18 protein-coding genes and 1 riboswitch are annotated in these 18,834 nt (G+C 71.3%); of the genes, 5 read left to right on the top strand and 13 right to left on the bottom strand.

Annotated elements, in window-relative coordinates:
- Window positions 1-33 precede the first annotated feature (33 nt).
- The 8 genes from AC27L3_RS26135 to AC27L3_RS26100 form a co-directional block, all read right to left on the bottom strand.
- Window positions 34-1,092, bottom strand: a complete 1,059-nt coding sequence (locus AC27L3_RS26135; RefSeq protein ID WP_487236512.1) for an ABC transporter ATP-binding protein — start codon at window positions 1,090-1,092, stop codon at window positions 34-36.
- An 11-nt stretch (window positions 1,093-1,103) separates the two neighbouring features.
- Entirely contained in the window at window positions 1,104-2,153 is a 1,050-nt protein-coding gene (locus AC27L3_RS26130) for an ABC transporter ATP-binding protein (protein WP_487236511.1), read from the bottom strand.
- Window positions 2,150-3,160 (bottom strand): ABC transporter permease, encoded by a 1,011-nt coding sequence (locus AC27L3_RS26125; protein WP_487236510.1) that lies wholly within the window; start codon window positions 3,158-3,160, stop codon window positions 2,150-2,152. Before AC27L3_RS26125 ends, AC27L3_RS26130 begins: the two co-directional genes overlap by 4 nt.
- Window positions 3,161-3,267: 107 nt before the next feature.
- Window positions 3,268-5,028, bottom strand: coding sequence for an ABC transporter substrate-binding protein (locus tag AC27L3_RS26120; RefSeq protein ID WP_487236509.1), 1,761 nt, complete (start codon window positions 5,026-5,028; stop codon window positions 3,268-3,270).
- Between the two features lie 113 nt (window positions 5,029-5,141).
- Window positions 5,142-6,140, bottom strand: a complete 999-nt coding sequence (locus AC27L3_RS26115; RefSeq protein ID WP_344435809.1) for an ABC transporter permease — start codon at window positions 6,138-6,140, stop codon at window positions 5,142-5,144.
- A gap of 304 nt (window positions 6,141-6,444) precedes the next feature.
- Window positions 6,445-7,248 carry an enhanced serine sensitivity protein SseB C-terminal domain-containing protein gene (locus AC27L3_RS26110; protein ID WP_487236508.1) on the bottom strand — a complete coding sequence of 268 codons (804 nt, stop codon included), beginning with the start codon at window positions 7,246-7,248 and terminating at the stop codon, window positions 6,445-6,447.
- Window positions 7,249-7,289: 41 nt separating this feature from the next.
- A complete protein-coding gene (locus AC27L3_RS26105; protein ID WP_487236507.1) occupies window positions 7,290-8,036 on the bottom strand; it encodes an enhanced serine sensitivity protein SseB in 747 nt (248 codons plus the stop codon).
- Between the two features lie 192 nt (window positions 8,037-8,228).
- Window positions 8,229-8,801: an AAA family ATPase gene (locus AC27L3_RS26100; protein WP_487236506.1), complete on the bottom strand. Its 573-nt coding sequence runs from the start codon at window positions 8,799-8,801 to the stop codon at window positions 8,229-8,231.
- 179 nt (window positions 8,802-8,980) lie between these two features.
- Window positions 8,981-9,087, top strand: a riboswitch (glycine riboswitch).
- A gap of 154 nt (window positions 9,088-9,241) precedes the next feature.
- On the opposite strand from AC27L3_RS26100, the gene gcvT reads away from it, so the two are divergent.
- The 4 genes from gcvT (at window position 9,242) to AC27L3_RS26080 (ending at window position 13,680) form a co-directional block, all read left to right on the top strand.
- Complete coding sequence (gene gcvT, locus AC27L3_RS26095) at window positions 9,242-10,360, top strand: glycine cleavage system aminomethyltransferase GcvT (RefSeq protein ID WP_487236505.1); 1,119 nt, start codon at window positions 9,242-9,244, stop codon at window positions 10,358-10,360.
- A 67-nt stretch (window positions 10,361-10,427) separates the two neighbouring features.
- Window positions 10,428-10,805, top strand: a complete 378-nt coding sequence (gene gcvH, locus AC27L3_RS26090; RefSeq protein WP_487236504.1) for a glycine cleavage system protein GcvH — start codon at window positions 10,428-10,430, stop codon at window positions 10,803-10,805.
- 35 nt (window positions 10,806-10,840) lie between these two features.
- A complete protein-coding gene (gene glyA / locus AC27L3_RS26085) occupies window positions 10,841-12,103 on the top strand; it encodes a serine hydroxymethyltransferase (protein WP_365966641.1) in 1,263 nt (420 codons plus the stop codon).
- Between the two features lie 194 nt (window positions 12,104-12,297).
- Window positions 12,298-13,680 (top strand): L-serine ammonia-lyase, encoded by a 1,383-nt coding sequence (locus AC27L3_RS26080; protein ID WP_344435797.1) that lies wholly within the window; start codon window positions 12,298-12,300, stop codon window positions 13,678-13,680.
- 75 nt (window positions 13,681-13,755) lie between these two features.
- Here the strand turns inward: AC27L3_RS26080 and AC27L3_RS26075 are convergent, their stop codons facing one another.
- The 5 genes from AC27L3_RS26075 to AC27L3_RS26055 all read right to left on the bottom strand — a co-directional run bounded on the left by AC27L3_RS26075 (window position 13,756) and on the right by AC27L3_RS26055 (window position 17,381).
- Complete coding sequence (locus AC27L3_RS26075) at window positions 13,756-14,229, bottom strand: hypothetical protein (protein WP_487236503.1); 474 nt, start codon at window positions 14,227-14,229, stop codon at window positions 13,756-13,758.
- Between the two features lie 309 nt (window positions 14,230-14,538).
- A complete protein-coding gene (locus tag AC27L3_RS26070; RefSeq protein ID WP_487236502.1) occupies window positions 14,539-15,054 on the bottom strand; it encodes a hypothetical protein in 516 nt (171 codons plus the stop codon).
- 61 nt (window positions 15,055-15,115) lie between these two features.
- The gene (locus tag AC27L3_RS26065; protein ID WP_487236501.1) at window positions 15,116-15,658 is read right to left on the bottom strand and encodes an RNA 2'-phosphotransferase; all 543 of its coding nucleotides are present in this window, start codon (window positions 15,656-15,658) and stop codon (window positions 15,116-15,118) included.
- A gap of 32 nt (window positions 15,659-15,690) precedes the next feature.
- Window positions 15,691-16,467 (bottom strand): helix-turn-helix transcriptional regulator, encoded by a 777-nt coding sequence (locus AC27L3_RS26060; RefSeq protein ID WP_487236500.1) that lies wholly within the window; start codon window positions 16,465-16,467, stop codon window positions 15,691-15,693.
- A 2-nt stretch (window positions 16,468-16,469) separates the two neighbouring features.
- Window positions 16,470-17,381: an SRPBCC domain-containing protein gene (locus AC27L3_RS26055; protein WP_487236499.1), complete on the bottom strand. Its 912-nt coding sequence runs from the start codon at window positions 17,379-17,381 to the stop codon at window positions 16,470-16,472.
- 128 nt (window positions 17,382-17,509) lie between these two features.
- Here AC27L3_RS26055 and AC27L3_RS26050 point away from each other — a divergent pair, with 128 nt between their 5' ends.
- Window positions 17,510-18,826: an ABC1 kinase family protein gene (locus AC27L3_RS26050; protein ID WP_487236498.1), complete on the top strand. Its 1,317-nt coding sequence runs from the start codon at window positions 17,510-17,512 to the stop codon at window positions 18,824-18,826.
- The last annotated feature ends 8 nt before the right edge of the window (window positions 18,827-18,834 follow it).

Raw genomic sequence — 18,834 nt, 5'->3', positions numbered from 1 at the left:
CGCACTCGCGTCCTCACCAACGTGGCACGGCCCTCACCCGGTCGCACCTTCCGTTACTGCGTCGGTGGGACCGGCGCCTTCCGGGGCGTTCTCCGGGTGGTGGCACGCCACCCGGTGGCCGGTGCGCAGTTCGGCCAGCGGGGGCTCCTGCTGCTTGCACACCTCCGTCGCCTTCCAGCAGCGGGTGTGGAAGCGGCAGCCGGACGGCGGGGAGATCGGCGAGGGCACGTCCCCCTTGAGCAGAATGCGTTCCCGCTTGGCGCGCCGCTTGGGGTCGGGCACGGGCACGGCCGACAGCAGCGCCTTGGTGTACGGGTGCATGGGGCGCTCGTACAGCGAGCTGCGGTCGGTCAGCTCCACGATCTTGCCGAGGTACATCACGGCGATGCGGTCGGAGACGTGCCGGATGACCGACAGGTCGTGGGCGATGATCACGTACGTCAGGCCCAGCTCGTCCTGCAGGTCGTCCAGGAGGTTGACCACCTGGGCCTGGATGGAGACGTCCAGGGCGGAGACGGGTTCGTCGGCGACGACCAGCTTCGGCTTCAGGGCCAGTGCCCGGGCGATGCCGATGCGCTGCCGCTGGCCGCCGGAGAACTCGTGGGGGTAGCGGTTGTAGTGCTCGGGGTTCAGGCCCACCAGCTCCAGCAGCCCCTGCACCTCCTTCTTCACCCCGCCCTCGGGCGTGATGCCCTGCAGCCGGAAGGGCGCGCCGACGATGGTGCCGACCGTGTGCCGGGGATTGAGCGAGGAGTACGGGTCCTGGAAGATCATCTGGACGTCGCGGCGCAGCGGTCGCATGCCGGAGACGCCCAGGTGGCTGATGTCGCGCCCCTCGAACTCGATCCTGCCCCCGCTCGGCTCGATCAGCCGGGTGATGAGCCGGCCCATGGTCGACTTGCCGCAGCCGGACTCCCCCACCACGCCCAGGGTCTCCCCCGAGCGCACCTCGAAGTCGATGCCGTCGACGGCGCGCACGGCCCCGACCTGGCGGCGCAGCAGGCCCTTGGTGATGGGGAAGTGCTTGACCAGGCCCTCGACCTTCAGCAGGGTCTCGGGGGCGGCGGGCGCCTGCTGTTCGGGGATCGTCATCTGGTGGTCCTTCACAGCTTGGGCGCAATCTCTTCGGTCCAGATCCGCAGGCGCTCCTCGGGCGAGAGGTGGCAGGCGGAGTGGTGCGGCCGGCCGTCGTCGGTACCCGGCACCAGGCGCAGTTCGGGCCGCTCGCTGCGGGTGATGCCGTCGCGTGGCACGTCGGCGTAGGGGCAGCGGGGGTTGAAGGCGCAGCCGGGCGGCACGTTGATCAGGCTGGGCGGCGAGCCCTTGACCGGGATCAGCCGCTCGGTCTGGGCGCGGTCGATGCGCGGCATGGAGCCGAGCAGGCCCCAGGTGTAGGGGTGCTGGGGCGAGGAGAAGACCTTCTCGGCCGGTCCGCGCTCCACGCACCGCCCGGCGTACATCACCAGCAGGTCGTCGGCGAGCTCGGCGACGACGCCGAGGTCGTGGGTGATGATGACGACCGCGGAGCCGAACTCCTTCTGCAGGTCCCGGATGAGGTCGAGGATCTGGGCCTGGACGGTGACGTCGAGGGCGGTGGTGGGTTCGTCGGCGATGAGCAGCTCGGGGTTGTTGACCAGCGCCATGGCGATCATGGCGCGCTGGCGCATGCCGCCGGAGAACTGGTGCGGGTAGTCGTCGACGCGCCGGTCGGGCTGGGGGATGCCGACCCGGTCGAGCATCTCGATCGCCCGCTTGCGGGCGGTCTTCTTGTCGACGTCGTGGTGGGTGCGGTACGCCTCGGTGATCTGGTTGCCGACCGTGTAGTAGGGGTGCATGGCCGACAGCGGGTCCTGGAAGATCATGGCCATCTTGCGGCCGCGCAGGGTGCGCACCCGGTCGGGGTCGGCGGCGATGAGCTCCTCGCCGTCGAGCCAGACCTCGCCGGAGATCTTCGCCCGGGCGGTGCGGTGCAGGCCCATGACGCCGAGCGAGGTGACCGACTTGCCGGAGCCGGATTCGCCGACGATGCCCAGGGTCTTGCCGGCGCGCACGTCGAAGCTCACGCCGTCGACGGACTTGACCAGGCCGTCGTCGGTGTCGAAGTGGATGCGCAGGTCGCGCACGGAGAGGAAGGCTTCGGCGTGCTCGCTCACGAGTACCTCACCCTGGGGTCGATGGCCGCGTAGACCAGGTCCACCAGCAGGTTGCAGACGACGATGAAGAAGGCGGCGACCAGGGTCACGCCCATGACGATGGGCAGGTCGTTCTCGGTCACTCCCTTGACCGCGTACTCGCCGATGCCCTTGAAGGAGAAGACCGACTCGGTGATGACGGCGCCACCGAGCAGCAGACCGAAGTCCATGCCGAAGATGGTGACGATGGGGGTGAGGGCCGAGCGCAGCCCGTGCCGGACGACGACCTTGCGTTCGGTGAGGCCCTTGGCCCGGGCGGTGCGGATGTAGTCCTCGTTCATCGTCTCCAGCATTCCGGCGCGGGTGAGCCGGGCGTAGAGGGCGGAGTAGAGGAAGGCGAGGCTGCACCAGGGCACGAGCAGGTTCCAGGCCCACTGGGCGGGATCGTCGGAGAAGGGGACGTAGTTGATGCCGTGCCAGATCTCTACGTCGACCGTCAGGACGTTCAGGGCCAGCATGCCGGTGAAGAAGATCGGCAGCGAGACGCCGGCCAGGGCCACGCCCATGAAGAAGCGGTCGAGCAGGCTGCCCCGCTTGAGCGCGGAGAGCACGCCGATGGCCACGCCGGAGAGCACCCAGATCACCGCGGCGCCGACGGCCAGCGACAGGGTGACGGGGATCCGGGAGGTCAGCTGCGGCCAGACCTCGACATGGGTCTTGAAGGAGTAGCCGAAGCACGGGGCCGAGCAGTGCGCGGCGTCGGGGCCGAACCTGTAGTCGGCGCCGACCACGAGGGCCTTGATGAAGTGCCAGTACTGAAGGTAGATGGGTTGGTCGAAGCCGAGGTTCTTCTTGACCGCGGCGACGGTGTCGGGGTTGGCGTCCTTGCCCACGTACTGGGTCGCGAGCTGGTCCATCGTCTGCCCGGCGATGCGGGGGACGAGGAAGAAGATCGCGAAGGTGACTGCGCTGACCACCAGCAGCAGCAGTACCGCGGCGAACAGGCGTCGGATGATGTACGCAGCCACAGTTGTGCGGCGCCGGGCGCGCCGGACCGGAAGGCGGGCCTTTCCGGTCCGGCGGCCGCAGGTGCCTTCACCTGCCTTTCGAAACTCTTCGGCGGACGGTGCCGCGGCTACTTGGCGGAGCCCATCAGCAGGTAGTTGTACGTGCCGAGGTAGGCCTGGTCGACGGTGACGTTGGTGGCCGACTTCGGCCGCAGGAGCAGGTTCTTGCGGTAGACCAGCGGCACGGCGGAGGCGTTCTCCGCGATCAGCTTGTCCACCTCGCCCCATGCCTTGGCGCGGGCCGCGGCGTCGGTGTTGGCGATGCCCTCGTTGAGGGCCTTGTTGACCTGCGGGTCGTCGAGCTCCTGGACGTTGTTGCCGCCGGAGGGCTTGATGGCGGAGCCGTTGGCGATCTGGTCGAGGAAGCCGAAGCCGGTCGGCCAGTCAGGACCCCAGGCGGTCATGAGCATGCCCAGGTTGTGGCTGTGGACGTAGTCCGGGACGCCGGCGAAGTTGGTGAAGTACTTGCCGGTCGGGAAGGACTTGATCTCGACGTTGATGCCGATCTTCTTCATCGACGCCTGCACGGCCGTGGCCATGGCCATCTCCGCCGGGCGGTCCGAGCGGGCCGTCAGATTGGTGGAGAAACCATTCGGCTGACCGCATTCCTTCAGCTCGGCCTTGGCCTTGTCGATGTCGCCCTTGCTGCCGGGCGTCTGGTAGAGGTCGAACTTGGTGTAGCCGTCGACGGACGGCGGCAGCAGCGTGCTGGCCACGTCGCCCTTCGGGTCACCGCCCATGGCCTCCTGGACGGAGACCTTGTCGATGCCCCACTGCACGGCCTTGCGGCAGTGGATGTTGTCGAACGGCTTCACCTTCAGGTTCAGGCCGATGTAGCCGGTGGCGCTGGCGTACGGGTTGTCCGTCTGGTTCTTCAGCTTGGCGTCGCGCAGCACCTTCGGCTGGGTCTGCGGGGCGACGCCCGCACCGCCGGCGTCGACGCCGATGCTGTCGTTGAGCAGGTTGTTGTCGACCGTGACCTGGTTGACCTTGAACTTGATGGTGATCTTGTCGGGCAGCGCCGGGCGGTTGGGGTCCGTCTTGGGGTCCCACTGCGCGTTGCGCACCAGCGTGGCGCCCTTGCCCTCCTCGTACGACTCGAACTTGTACGGGCCGGAGGAGATGACGTGCTGGACGTACTGGGCGCCCTTGTCGGCCTTCTGGGGGACCGGCGCGGTCTGCGAGAAGGTCGCCAGGTAGTCGAAGTCCGCGAAGGCGTCCTTGAGGTGGAAGACGATCGTCTGGTCGTCCGGCGTCTCGATGGACTTGATCCCCTCGGGCGACTTGTCCTTGTACGGGCCCTCGTACTTGTCGCCGCCCTCGAGGTGGGCCTTGAAGTAGGTGGGGCCGTTGGACAGGGCCTCGGGCGCGAAGTTGCTGCGCTCGATCGCGTACTTGACGTCCTTCGAGGTGATCGGCGAGCCGTCCTCGTACTTCAGGCCCGCCCGGAGCTTGTACGTCCACGTCTTGGCGTCCGCACTCGGCTTGCCCAGGCCCTCGGCCAGGTCCGGCACGACCTTCAGGCCCTCCTTGCCGGGGGCCGGCTTGAACATGGTGAGCGTGCGCCCGTAGAGCCGGGCGAAGTTCTGCACCCAGCCGTAGTAGGTGTTGCCCGGGTCCAGCGAGTCGGCGGCGTCCGCCATCTCGAAGGCGAGCGTGCCGCCCTTCTTGTCCGACTTGTTGGCGAGCCCGGTCAGTGCGGCGTTGGCCGCCGAGCTGCCGCCGCCCTTGCCGCCGTCGCTCTTGTCGTCGGAGCCGCCGCACGCGGACGCCCCCAGGGCCAGCACCACCGCCGTGGCGATCGCAACCGTCGTTCTCTTCGTCTTCACCTGAGGAAAGCCCCCTCTTTCGTCTTCGTGGCACGGTGGACCACAAGGGCCGCCGCTGATCGCTTGCTGTGGAGAGGTGTGACAGAGGTGTGGAGCGGTCCGGTGGCCCGGGATCACTTGCTGCGCGGGTCGAGCGCGTCCCGCAGCCCGTCCCCGAGCAGGTTGAAGGCCAGCACCGTGATGAAGATGGCGAGGCCGGGCACGAACATGTACTGCGGGTCGGCCTGGTAGAGGTCCGTGGCCTGGCTGAGCATGCCGCCCCAGGAGGCCTGCGGCGGCGCGATGCCGACGCTGAGGAAGCTCAGCGCGGCCTCGAAGAGGATGTTGGTCGGGATCAGCAGCGTGGAGTACACCAGGATCGGCGCGACCAGGTTGGGCAGCAGCTCGCGGAAGAGGATGAACGTCCCCCGGGCACCGAGGCTGCGCGACGCCTCGACGAACTCGCGTTCGCGCAGGCTGAGCGTCTGGGCCCGCACGATGCGGCCCATGTAGGGCCAGTTGAAGAAGCCGATCACGAAGATGAGCACGCTGATGCGCAGCGGCAGGCCGGACAGTCCGAAGGCGCCGTCCTGCAGGGCCGCGGAGATGGAGATGGCGAACAGCAGCAGCGGGAAGGCCAGGAAGGTGTCCATCATCCTGCTGATCACGGTGTCCGCCCAGCCGCCGTAGTACCCGGCGACCACGCCCAGCACGGTGCCGATCACCACGGACAGCAGGGTGGCCCCGGTGGCGACCAGCAGGGAGACCCACGAGCCCTCGATGATGCGCGCCAGGATGTCGCGGCCGTACTGCGGGTCGACGCCCAGCGGATGTTCCCAACTCATGCCGCCCCAGGCGTCCTTGGGCGCGAGCAGGCTGGGGTCGATGAGGTCCTGGTGGAACTCGTTGGGATCCAGTCCGAAGACGGCCTCGATCGGCTTGGCCAGGACGGCGAGGAGGATCAGCAGGATCACCACGATCCCGCCGGCCACGGCCACCTTGTCCCGCTTGAAGCGCAGCCAGGCGATCTGCGTGAGTGATCGACCCTCGATCTGGCTCTTGCGGGCACCGGCCAGAACGGCTTCCGGCTGCGCCCCGGCGGCCGACCCCGTGGTCTCGATAGGTGCGGTCACTGTGCCAACGACCCCTCTCGGCCGGAGGTGACCGGCCCACGCCCGCCGCAACACTCGCGGCCTGGTACTCACATGTACGGGAGATGTGCAAGTGGTGCAGATGGAGCGGAGGTTCGGGAAAGAGCGCCCGTGACGCGCCGTGATGCCGGCCGGGCCGTCTCTTGTTGGCGGGAGTCTTCATCGCGTCGGCGATCACTCGCCAGCCCTCGCCCGCAATGTATGCGCAACCGTGATGTGTGATGGAGGGTTCCGTTATCCGGACAGCGCGGTCGACTGCCCGGTGCGCGCCTGCAGGGCGCGCAGGTCAGTACGCCCCGGCCTGCCAGCCCTGGGGCGGCTGCGGGTAGCCGTAGGCACCCGAGGGCCCGGCCGGCGCGACGGCACCGCCGCCGTAGGCGTCACGGTCGAAGAAGGGCCGGGCATGGGCCCGCATCCACAGCGCGACCGGGTCGTACTCGTCGGCCATCGACACCGTCGACACCGGCAGCCCCTCGGGCACCACGCCGACCGACTGCTGCATCATCTGCCGCACGGCCTCGACGGCCGCCGGCGAGCTGTCGTACAGGTCCAGACCGATGCACAGGTACGGGGTGCCCAGGGCCGGCTGCACCCAGGCCCGGCGCAGGGTGCGCACGACCGGCGTACGGTGGGCGTTCTGCCCCAGCAGGGCGTAGAACTGCGGGATCTCCACGGCCGGTTCGCTCAGCTGCAGCGGCCCGGCCGGCAGCCGCTCCATGCCCTCGGCGACGCGGCGCAGGTCCGCCCAGGGAATGCCGACGCCCCCGCCGGGCGCGTGCGGGTTGAGCCACAGGCCCCAGCGGTCGGGGTACAGGGAGGCGGCCACCGTACGACCGGGGACGACCTCGTGGGAGCGGTTCCAGCCGCTGGCGGCGAGCTCCTGGGCGGAGGTCACGCACGGGGCGTAACCGAGGCCCTCGACCTCCATGTTGCCGTACTGCGCCTCCGGCGAGCCCGGCTCGCCGTGCCACAGCAGCATCCACACCCGACCCTCGGCCACGGCCCGCAGCAGCGCCTCGTACGCGTCGTACCGGCCCGGCGCCACTTGGCGCAGCACCTGCTCGACGCCGCTCTCCGCGCCCGCGCTCACCTGGGTCCGCCTTGTCTCTCGGCCGTGTGTTGCCACCAAGCTTACGAGTACAGGTCGCGGTCGTAGAACGGACGCAGCTTCTCCCGCATCCAGTGCCCCACCGGGTCGTCCGCCACGTCCAGGAACACCAGCTGCACCGGCCATGCCACGGGAGCCGTGGCCAGTGCCCGGCCCACCGCCTCCATCGCGGCGCCCCGGCTGCCGGGATCCGGAAGATCCAGCTCCACCCCGATGAACAGCGCCGGATCGGCACCCTCCACGCTCGCCAGCGCACGGCGCGCGGTCCGCACCGGACCCGCGGCCGCCAGCTCCAGGCCCGCCGCCGCCAGGAACGCCGTCGGCTCCTCCTGCCAGTCCGGCTCGAACAACCGCACCCGGCCGCCCGTGGGATCCCCCTCCCACGCCGCCCGCCCCACCCTGCACAACTGTGCGACGGCCGGCGGCGGCAACGGCACCCCCACCGTGCCCTCCGGATTCACCACGATGCCGACCTGCGGAGGCAGCCCCCGCGCGAACTCCACGGCCGGAGCCACCGCGAACGCCATGGCCGGCCCGGCCACGGCGAGGAACTGCTCGTGCGAACTGAACACCGGCACGAACGCGGCCCCGTCCAGCTCGATCGCCGGCAGATCCAGATCCGCGCTCTGCGGCCCCCCGCCCTTGGGCAGCGGCACCCACACACTGCTGCGGCCGAGCACGTCGAGGATGCGCGGGGCGGCGTCGGGGACGCCGACGGAGGCGGCGAGGACTTCCTCGAGTTCATTGGCGGGCCAGGCGCAGTTGCTCACGCTCCCGCACCTTAACGGCTGCGCCTGGGCCGTGGTACGGGGGGTGGGCCGCACCCGGGGCTCCGCCCAGGCGGCACTACGGCGCCCCGTAGGGGCGCGGGGAACTGCGCGCTCGGCCACCGACGGCCTGCAGCCGAGCACGGCACTCCGCCTGCGGGCGCGTCGTGGCTTGTCGCGCAGTTCCCCGCGCCCCTACGGGGCGCTGCAGGCGAACGTCAGCTTCTGCAGCGCGTCCGCGGCCCCGCGGTCCAGGAGGGTCGCCGACGCGGCGCCGCGGGGCATGCGGCCGGCCTCCGCATCGGTCACCAGCCGCCGCATCGCCCGCCGGTGGCGGGCGAACGAGCGCGGCGGCACGCCGCGGCCGCGGGCCCGCTGGCCCGCCCGCGCCTGCGCCGCGTCCACGACCAGCATCACCACGTGCAGCCGCCGCCCCCGCCGCCGCGCCTCGCGCGCCAGCCACCACCGCACCCAGCCCCACTGCCCGCAGTCGTGCACGACGACGCTGTGCCCGGTGCGCAGGGCGCGCCACAGGGCGGCGTAGTGCGCGAGCCGGGCGGCCGGCCGGTAGGCGGCGTACGGCAGCCGGCGGGGTACGCGGCGTTCGATGCGGCGGCGGGTGTCCTGGGAGTCCACGCGGTGCACGCCGGGCCCGACCACGCGCCGCATCAGGGTGGACTTGCCGGCTCCGGGCAGCCCGGAGACGACGACCAGGTCCCCGGCCCGGTAGCGCAGCTCCTCGACCGTCCCGCCGCGCAGGTCGACCACGCCCGCCACTCCCCCCGTACGCACCGTGACCGTCGCCCCCTCCTTTCGTACGCAAAGGAAAGGTAATCCAAATCGGGACCTGGTGGGCGGTCCGTCGCACGGCCGTACGTGCAATGATGTGCGCGCCAAGCGCCATCGGCACGCTCGACAATCGCACGACCAACTGCATATTGGCCGCTCGAATCCGCGCGGGAGAGTCCTGGTGGGCGCATTGCGCCGTGCACCGGGCGCCGAAGGAGCAAGTTCCTCCCTTGAATCTCTCAGGCCCCGATACCGCGAGGGTGAGGCAGATCTGAAAAGCGGGCCGCCCCGGCGGTCCCACCCAAGGTGCAAGCCGGGCTCTCCCAAGGGGCTCCCGGTGAACCTCTCAGGTTCCGATGACAGATGGGGAGGCCCCGATTCCTCGGTACCTCCGTGACTTCTTGCCCGGGAGCCTGACCATGACGACCGACGCCCCCCGCCGTACCGCCCTGGACGCGCTGCACCGCGCGCTCGGCGCGACCATGACCGACTTCGCGGGCTGGGACATGCCGCTGCGCTACGGCAGCGAGCGCGACGAGCACGTGGCGGTGCGCACCCGCGCCGGCCTGTTCGACCTCTCGCACATGGGCGAGATCACCCTCACGGGTGCCGAGGCCGGCCGGGCCCTGGACTTCGCCCTCGTCGGCAACATCTCCGCGCTGGCCGTCGGCCGGGCCCGCTACACGATGATCTGCAACGCCGACGGCGGCATCGTGGACGACCTGATCGTCTACCGCCTGGCCGAGCAGGAGTTCATGGTCGTCGCCAACGCCTCGAACGCGCAGGTCGTGCTGGACGCGCTGACCGAGCGGGCCGCCGGTTTCGACGCGGTCGTGCGTGACGACCGCGACGCCTACGCGCTGATCGCGATCCAGGGCCCGGCCTCCCCGGCGATCCTGAAGTCGGTCACGGACGCCGACCTGGACGGGCTGAAGTACTACGCGGGCCTGCCGGGCACCGTCGCCGGCGTCCCGGCGCTGATCGCCCGCACCGGCTACACGGGCGAGGACGGCTTCGAGCTGTTCGTGGCCCCGGGCGACGCCGAGAAGCTGTGGCAGGCGCTGACCGAGGCGGGCGCGGACGCGGGCCTGGTGCCGTGCGGGCTGTCCTGCCGGGACACCCTGCGCCTGGAGGCGGGCATGCCGCTGTACGGGCACGAGCTGACCACCTCGCTGACCCCCTTCGACGCGGGCCTGGGCCGCGTGGTGAAGTTCGACAAGGCGGGCGACTTCGTGGGCCGCGAGGCGCTGGCCGCCGCTGCCGAGCGCGCCGAGAGCGCGCCGCCGCGCAAGCTGGTGGGCCTGATCGCCGCCGGCCGCCGGGTGCCGCGCGCCGGCTTCGCCGTCGTGGCGGGCGGCGAGGTCGTCGGCGAGGTCACCTCCGGCGCCCCCTCCCCCACGCTCGGCAAGCCGATCGCGATGGCGTACGTCGACGTGGCCCACGCCGCCCCGGGTACGGAAGGGGTGTCCGTGGACATTCGCGGCACCCATGAGCCGTACGAGGTCGTGGCGCTCCCCTTCTACAAGCGGGAACGCTGAGACCCTCTCATCTCACCTGTCAAGACCCCTTGCACAAGCACTCACGCGCGTACAGGAGAATCTAGCCATGAGCAACCCCCAGCAGCTCCGTTACTCCAAGGAGCACGAGTGGCTCTCGGCCGCCGACGAGAACGGCGTGGCGACGGTCGGCATCACCGAATTCGCGGCCAACGCGCTCGGTGACGTCGTCTACGCCCAGCTCCCGGCGGTCGGGGACACCGTCACCGCGGGCGAGACCTGTGGCGAACTGGAGTCGACGAAGTCGGTCAGCGACCTGTACTCCCCGGTCACCGGCGAGGTCGTCGCGGCCAACGAGGACGTGGTGAACGACCCCGCGCTGGTGAACACCGCCCCGTTCGAGGGCGGCTGGCTGTTCAAGGTGAAGATCACGGACGAGCCGGCGGACCTGCTGTCCGCCGACGAGTACACCGACTTCGCCGGCTGAACCCCGCTCTCCCCTCCCTCGTCCAGGAAGAACTCATGTCGCTCCTCAACAGCTCCCTCCATGAGCTCGACCCCGACGTCGCCGCCGCGGTCGACGCCGAACTCCACCGCCAGCAGTCCACCCTCGAGATGATCGCCTCGGAGAACTTCGCTCCGGTCGCGGTCATGGAGGCCCAGGGCTCCGTCCTCACCAACAAGTACGCCGAGGGCTACCCGGGGCGCCGCTACTACGGCGGCTGCGAGCACGTCGACGTCGTCGAGCAGATCGCCATCGACCGCATCAAGGCGCTCTTCGGCGCCGAGCACGCCAACGTGCAGCCGCACTCCGGCGCGCAGGCCAACGCCGCGGCGATGTTCGCCCTGCTCAACCCGGGCGACACCATCCTGGGTCTGAACCTCGCGCACGGCGGGCACCTGACCCACGGCATGAAGATCAACTTCTCCGGCAAGCTCTACAACGTGGTCGCCTACCACGTCGACGAGCAGACCAACCGGGTGGACATGGAGGAGGTCGAGCGCCTCGCCAAGGAGCACCGCCCGAAGCTGATCGTCGCCGGCTGGTCCGCCTACCCGCGCCAGCTGGACTTCGCGGCCTTCCGCCGGATCGCCGACGAGGTCGGCGCGTACCTGATGGTCGACATGGCCCACTTCGCGGGCCTGGTCGCCGCCGGGCTGCACCCCTCCCCGGTGCCGCACGCGCACGTGGTGACCACCACCACGCACAAGACCCTCGGCGGCCCGCGCGGCGGTGTGATCCTGTCCACGGCCGAGCTCGCCAAGAAGATCAACTCCGCGGTCTTCCCCGGCCAGCAGGGCGGCCCGCTGGAGCACGTGATCGCCGCCAAGGCGGTGGCCTTCAAGGTCGCGGCCAGCGAGGAGTTCAAGGACCGCCAGCGCCGCACCCTGGAGGGCGCGAAGATCCTCGCCGAGCGCCTGATGCAGGACGACGTGCGCGAGGCCGGCGTCTCCGTGCTCTCCGGCGGCACGGACGTCCACCTCGTCCTGGTCGACCTGCGCAACAGCGAGCTCGACGGCCAGCAGGCCGAGGACCGCCTCCACGAGGCCGGCATCACGGTCAACCGCAACGCCATCCCGAACGACCCGCGCCCGCCGATGGTCACCTCCGGCCTGCGCATCGGCACCCCGGCCCTGGCCACCCGCGGCTTCCAGGCCGAGGACTTCCGCGAGGTCGCCGACATCATCGCCGAGGCCCTCAAGCCGTCCTGCGACACCGAGGCCCTGCGCGGACGCGTCACGGCCCTGGCCGCGAAGCACCCGCTGTACCCCGGCCTGAAGTAGCACGCGGCACCGCATTCACGCCGGATTAACCGGTTGGTACGGGGCATCCCGCACACTGGAGAAGTGGGCGGGATGCCCCGCACCACGTGGCGCACCCCACGCGTCACAGGGCGTGACACCCCCGCGTACCCCCTGCGCTCCCCCACGCCCGCCGCACGACCCCCGTACCACCACCGACCCGAGGAGCAGCCACCGTGGCCATCTCCGTATTCGATCTCTTCTCGATCGGCATAGGCCCGTCCAGCTCTCACACGGTCGGCCCCATGCGCGCCGCCCGCATGTTCGTGGGCCGCCTGAAGAAGGACGGCCTGCTGGCCCAGACCACCGCCGTGCGGGCCGAGCTCTTCGGCTCCCTCGGCGCCACCGGCCACGGCCACGGCACCCCCAAGGCCGTCCTGCTCGGCCTGGAGGGCCACTCCCCCCGCACCGTCGACGTCGAGATCGCCGACGACGAGGTCGAGCGCATCCGCACCACCAAGCGGCTGCGCCTGCTCGGCGCCGAGATCGGCACCGACCACGAGATCGACTTCGACGAGTCCACCCAGCTGATCCTGCACCGCCGCCGCGCCCTGCCGTACCACGCCAACGGCATGACCCTCGCCGCCTACGACGAGACCGGCGCGCCCCTGCTGGAGAAGACCTACTACTCCGTCGGCGGCGGCTTCGTCGTCGACGAGGACGCCGTCGGCGCCGACCGCATCGTCCTCGACGACACCGTCCTCAAGTACCCCTTCCGCACCGGCGACGAGCTGCTGCGCATGTCCCGCGAATCCGGCCTGTCGATCTCCGCGATGATGATGGAGAACGAGAAGGCCTGGCGCACGGAGACCGAGATCCGCGAGGGCCTGCTGGAGATCTGGCGCGTCATGCAGGCGTGCGTCACGCGCGGCATGTCCCGCGAGGGCATCCTCCCCGGCGGCCTGAAGGTCCGCCGCCGCGCCGCCAGCACCGCCCGCCAGCTGCGCGCCGAGGGCGACGCCCAGGCCCGCGCCATGGAGTGGATCACCGTCTACGCCATGGCCGTCAACGAGGAGAACGCCGCCGGCGGCCGCGTCGTCACCGCCCCCACCAACGGCGCCGCCGGCATCATCCCGGCCGTCCTGCACTACTACATGAACTTCGTGCCCGGCGCCGACGAGGACGGCATCGTCCGCTTCCTCCTCGCCGCCGGCGCCATCGGCATGCTCTTCAAGGAGAACGCCTCCATCTCCGGCGCCGAGGTCGGCTGCCAGGGCGAGGTCGGCTCCGCCTGCTCCATGGCCTCCGGCGGCCTCGCCGAGGTCCTCGGCGGCACCCCCGAGCAGGTCGAGAACGCGGCCGAGATCGGCATGGAGCACAACCTGGGCCTGACCTGCGACCCCGTCGGCGGCCTCGTCCAGATCCCCTGCATCGAGCGCAACGGCATGGCCGCCGCCAAGGCCGTCACCGCCGCCCGCATGGCCCTGCGCGGCGACGGCCGCCACCACGTGTCCCTCGACAAGGTCATCAAGACCATGAAGGAGACGGGCGCGGACATGAAGGTCAAGTACAAGGAGACGGCACGAGGCGGCCTGGCCGTCAACGTCATCGAGTGCTGATCCGGCCCCACGGCCGCCGGGGCGGGTACACGCTTGCGTGTACCCGCCCCTTTTGCATGGCCCTGGCCGTGCCCGCTACCGGACTCGGCAAAGGTGTTCCTGCACCACAGTGAGGATCCTCTCGGCCTGCGCCTCGGTGACCTGCGTCGCACCGCTGAAACGTCGCTGCGTGAGGCTCACCTGCTTGCCGTGGTCGGCCGGGAACGAGTGGATGGTGCCGCAGGTGTCGCGTCCGCGGCTGACGGCGCGGTCTTCCCTGCCGTTGACGAGAGCCGGGGAGATCGCTGCGAGGGCCCGGATGTAGACGGCCTGCGTGACGGCATCAGGCTTGGGCGGAATCCCGCTCTTCGCCTCACCTTCGGCCAGTGCCTTGCCGGATGCGACGGGCGCCGAGGGCGCTGCGGGTGCTGCGGGTGCTGCGGGTGCGCTCGACGCAACCGACGGCGGAGGCTTCACCGCATCCTTGTCCCCCTTGTCGCTGCCGCATGCGGTGAGTCCTGCTGCGGCGATCACAACACCGAGTAAGGCGGTGGCGGTGCGGTGGTTCACTGTGGCTCTCCCCTGGCCGGTGGGCATGATCACCTCATCCTGGCACGCAAAGCCCTCGCCGCAAGGGCATCGACCAGGGCCTGTCCGGTGGATCTTCGTCATGCGGCAGCACGGCGCCCCGAAGGGGCGCGGGGAACTGCGCGATCGGCCACCGACGGCCCGCAGCCCACGCACTACCCCAGGGGCCGGGCGGAGGGCGGCACTCCCTCTGCAGGCGCGTCGTGGCTCGTCGCGCCCGTGCGGCAGCAGCCGCAGATCGACACCGCACCGCGCCCCTCACCGGGCGCTGCACGATCCGCCGGACAGGTCCTAGAACCGCGTGTCTCGGGCTGCCTCGACGAACGCCGAGACCGCGCGCCAGTACTCGTCGATCAATCGAAAATACGCGGTTGCCTCCGCTGTACCACGCGCTATGTGCCCCAGCACCATGTAGATCGCGCGCGAGGCATCGGACACGGCGTACGCAGCCTGGATCGTCTCCGCCTCGCCGTCCAGGGCCACAAGTTGTACACAGTGCCTGAATCGGCCGTATTGCTCTCGCAAGTGTTGCTGATGTTCCTCAAGAGCAGCCCGGCGCTGAGTGGGGTCTTCCAGCCCCAGGATGGTAGGGACCTCCCGGTACTCGACTCCCGTGAGGTGCGCCTGTTCCACGAAAGCAAGGTACGCGTCCCGACGGGCATGACGACGCCGAGCAGCTTCCTGCACCTCTGCGGCCGCCTCTGCCTGTACCCGGGCGGCCCTGGTGTGACCGCGGCTGGTCACCCAACTGGCCAGAACCGCCGTGGCAGCGGTCAGCGCGGCAACCCATATCCCGTTGTCCCCCATGTGCCGAAGTGTGGCCGGGCATACGTCGATACGGCAGGGCGCTCAAGGCTGGCGCCCCGTTTCACCCGGGAAACCGCACGAACTCCGGTGGTACCGCCGCCGTCAGCCACACTCCGTTGCCGGTCACGTGGAAGACGTGGCCGGCTCGGTGCATTGCGGCCGCGTCCACCGCGAGGACGACCGGGGTGCCGCGGCGGGCGCCGACGCGGGTGGCGGTTTCGCGGTCCGGGGAGAGGTGGACGTGGTGGCGGGCCATGGGGCGCAGGCCCTCGGCGCGGATGGCGGCGACGCTGCGGGCCACCGTGCCGTGGTAGAGGTACGCGGGCGGCTGCGCCGGGGGCAGGGCGAGGTCGACGGTGACCGAGTGGCCCTGGCGGGCTCTGATGCGGTCGGTGTCGAGTTCGAAGCGCTGCTTGTCGTTGGCGGCCACGACGTGTTCCAGCTCCTCCCGGCTCACGGTGAAGCCGTGCGCGGCGGCCGCGGTCAGGAGGACGTCGACGGCCACCCAGCCGTGCTCGTCGAGCTCGATCCCGATGCGGGCGGGCTCGTGGCGCAGGTGCTTGGAGAGGTACTTGGAGATGCGTACGGTGCGTCGTTCGTCCATGGGTCCAGGTTGGCGCGCCGGCGGCGCGGGTGTCATCGGGTTTCCGTGGCCAGCAGCAGTGGCAGGGCCAGGACGATCGGGGGGTCGCTGAGGGTCGGGGGGCGGAGGTGGAGGGGGAAGGGGCCTCGGGGTGGGGCCGGGGTGGCGGCCACCAGGCGGTGGGCGCCGGTCGGGTCGTCGAGGGCGTCGGCCACGCGGGTGGCGCGGTCGAAGCACACGGCCAGGATCTGGTGGCCGGGGCCGGGCGGGGGGCGCAGGTGCACGGAGGCGGGGGTGGGGACGACCGTGCAGGCCAGGGGGAGGTCCTGGGGGACGCCGTGGGGGAAGAGGCCGGCGAGGACGATGCCGTCGGCGGGGACGCGGCCGGTGACGCGGCCCGTGATGCCGTGCGCGGGCGGGGGCAGGGGGGCGGTGTCCACGACGTCGCCGACGCGGCGGTCGCCGTACCGTTCGGCCAGGGCCTTGAAGCGGCTGGGCGGCATGCCGACGAGCCGGGTGAACTGGGTGGTGAAGGTGCCGAGGCTGGAGTAGCCGACGGCGGTGCACACGTCGGTGACCCGGGGTGAGCCGCGCAGCATCAGGCGCTGGGCCTCCGCCATGCGCAGTGCGGCCAGGAAGCGGGCCGGGGTGACGGCGGTGACGCTGCGGAAGACGCGATGGAAGTGGAAGGGGCTGAACAGGCCGGCCTCGGCGTGGTCGGTGAGGCACTGGACCTCGCCGAGGTGGTCGCGCATGCGGCGGATGGCGCGCTCGACGGAGGCGAGCTGGCCGGCCGTCGGGGGCGGCGGGGCGGGTGCGGCCGGGCGCACGGTCAGTCCGGGCGGGCGGCGTGGTGGGCGCGTTCGCGGGCGGCGGCCAGCGAGGCGGTCCAGGTGGCGGTGAAGCGGCGGCGCAGTTCCTGGGCCCGTCGGTCGGGCAGGCCGAGCCGGGTCCAGCCGCGGTGGGTGAAGGCGAGCCGGTGGCCGGTGCCGTCCGCGAGGGGTGCGAGGGTGATGCGGGCGCGGGGGTGGGTGTGGGCGCCGGGAATCCCCACGGCGAACTCCAGGCGCTGTCCGTCGCGCAGTTCCCAGTCGCGCAGGGCGAAGCGGCGGGGTCCTTCGTCGTCGACGACGAAGAACCAGGCGGGCCGGAAGCCGTCCTCGGCGACGGGCAGCCAGTCGAGGAGCGCGGGGTGGGTCAGCGGCCGGTACGGGCCGGGGGGCAGGTCGACGGCGCCGTCGATGTCGTCGCGCAGGGCGTAGCGGGCTCCGGTGCCGGTGTGCAGGTGGGTGGCGAGGCGGGTGAGGAAGTCCCGCCAGCCCTCCAGCAGCTGGCCGGCCTCGGCGGGGGTGCGGGTGGTGTCGTGGTCGGTGACGGTCAGCAGGGTGCCGGCGCCGTCCCGGTCAAGGGTCCAGGCGATGCGCTGTCGTGTGCCGATGCCCAGGAAGCGCCATTCGTACGTGAGTTGGCGTGCGGGGTCGAGGAGGGTGGGGCGCAGGGTGAAGAAGTCGCCGTCCTCGAAGTCGAGGCGGTTGTCCTCGCCGGGGCGCAGCGGGGCGGCGAGGTCGCCGAACCATTCGGCCACCCGGTCGGGCTCGGTCAGTGCGGGCCAGACGCGCTCGGGCGGTGCGGCGAGGCGTACGGCGAGGCGCACCGCTCCCGGCACCGCCTCCCCGGCGGGTACCCCGAGGGTCGTCGCGCGCGGCTGCTGGTCCGGGCCGGGGCCCGGTGCGTCCTGCGGCATGGTCGTCCTCCGTCGCCGCTTCCGCCGGACAGATCGCTCCCATATTATGTAGCCTCCCAGCACTGTCAACGCTCCAAGTCGGCGTTTCTCCAGGCGAGTTCGCCCGCCGAGAGGAGAGAACGTTGCAGATGTCAGAACGCACCGCCCCCGCCGGCCGCACCACCCCCGTCGACCGCACCGCCCCCGTCGGCCGCACCGCGCTCGCGGCCCGGATCGCGTGCCTGACCGCGCTGACCGCCCGGCACGCCGCGGCCGGCGCCCTCGACGCCGTACGGGCGGGGCCGCGGCAGGTGCCGGACGTGCTCGGGCGCCGGGCGGCGCGGCTGCTGTGCGGTCTGGGGCCGACGTACGTCAAGGGCGGGCAGTTGCTGAGCACCCGCAGCGATCTGCTGCCGCCCCGGGTGTGCACGGCGCTGGGCCGGCTGCACGACCGGGTGGCGCCGATGACGCGGGCGCAGACGGACCGGGCGCTGGCCGAGGCGTACGGGCCGGAGCCCGCGGCGCGTCCGTTCGCCGTGTTCGACCACCGGGCCACGGCCAGCGGCAGCATCGCGTGCGTGCACCGGGCCGAGCTGGCCGACGGGCGCCGGGTGGCGGTCAAGCTGCGCCGCCCGGGCATCGAGCGCCGCATGCGCGCCGATTTCGCGCTGCTGCGGGCAGGTGCGCTGCTGGTGCAGCGGTTGCCGCCGTTGCGCAAGGTGCCGGCGCTGCGCATCGTCGAGGAGGTCGGCGGGGCGGTGCTCGGCCAGCTGGACCTGGAGCAGGAGGCGCGGTCGCTGGCGGCGCTGCGGGCGAACCTGGCCGCGCTGCCGTACTTCCGGCTGCCGGCCCCGGTGCCGCAGGCGTGCGGTCCGGGCGCGCTGGTGATGGACTTCGTCGAGCCCCTGCACCGCTTCCGGGCCGGGCAGCTGGACCGCGAGCAGCGGCGGCAGGTCGTGCGGCACGTGCTGCAGGGCGTGTACCGGATGCTGTTCATCGACGGTCTGGTGCACTGCGACATGCATCCGGGCAACCTCTATCTCGCCCCGGACGGGGTGGTGGTGCTGCTGGACGCGGGGTTCGTGGTCCGGCTGGAACCGCCGGTGCGCCGGTTGTTCGCCGAGTTCTTCATGAACATGTCCCTGGGGCGGGGCGAGGAGTGCGCCGACGTGGTGCTGCGCAGCGCCGAGCACATTCCGCCGGGCGTCGACCTGGACGCCTTCCGGGCCGGCATCGTCGCGTTGGTGGCGGCCACGACGGGGCGCAGGGCCGGGGAGTTCCGGCTGGCGCCGTTCGCCACCCGCCTGTTCGACCTGCAGCGGCGCTCGGGGATCGCGGCCGCGCCGGCGTTCGTCTTCCCGTTGATGTCGCTGCTGGTCCTCGAAGGAATGATCAACGAGTTCGACGTGGACGTCGACTTCCAGGGGGAGGCCGTTCCCACCTTGCTCACGGCCCTCAACAGCTGACGTCCCCG

The sequence above is a fragment of the Streptomyces sp. PKA51 genome (assembly GCF_057552455.1).
Note: the sequence above shows the minus strand (reverse complement) of the source record. Positions and strands in the feature narration are given on the sequence as shown.

Bases quoted from the DNA above. Each gene is read 5' to 3' on its own strand.
- AC27L3_RS26135 (WP_487236512.1), bottom strand. From the start codon at position 1,092: ATGACGATCCCCGAACAGCAGGCGCCCGCCGCCCCCGAGACCCTGCTG.
- gcvT (WP_487236505.1), top strand. From the start codon at position 9,242: ATGACGACCGACGCCCCCCGCCGTACCGCCCTGGACGCGCTGCACCGC.
- gcvH (WP_487236504.1), top strand. From the start codon at position 10,428: ATGAGCAACCCCCAGCAGCTCCGTTACTCCAAGGAGCACGAGTGGCTC.
- glyA (WP_365966641.1), top strand. From the start codon at position 10,841: ATGTCGCTCCTCAACAGCTCCCTCCATGAGCTCGACCCCGACGTCGCC.
- AC27L3_RS26070 (WP_487236502.1), bottom strand. From the start codon at position 15,054: ATGGGGGACAACGGGATATGGGTTGCCGCGCTGACCGCTGCCACGGCG.
- AC27L3_RS26065 (WP_487236501.1), bottom strand. From the start codon at position 15,658: ATGGACGAACGACGCACCGTACGCATCTCCAAGTACCTCTCCAAGCAC.
- AC27L3_RS26055 (WP_487236499.1), bottom strand. From the start codon at position 17,381: ATGCCGCAGGACGCACCGGGCCCCGGCCCGGACCAGCAGCCGCGCGCG.
- AC27L3_RS26050 (WP_487236498.1), top strand. From the start codon at position 17,510: ATGTCAGAACGCACCGCCCCCGCCGGCCGCACCACCCCCGTCGACCGC.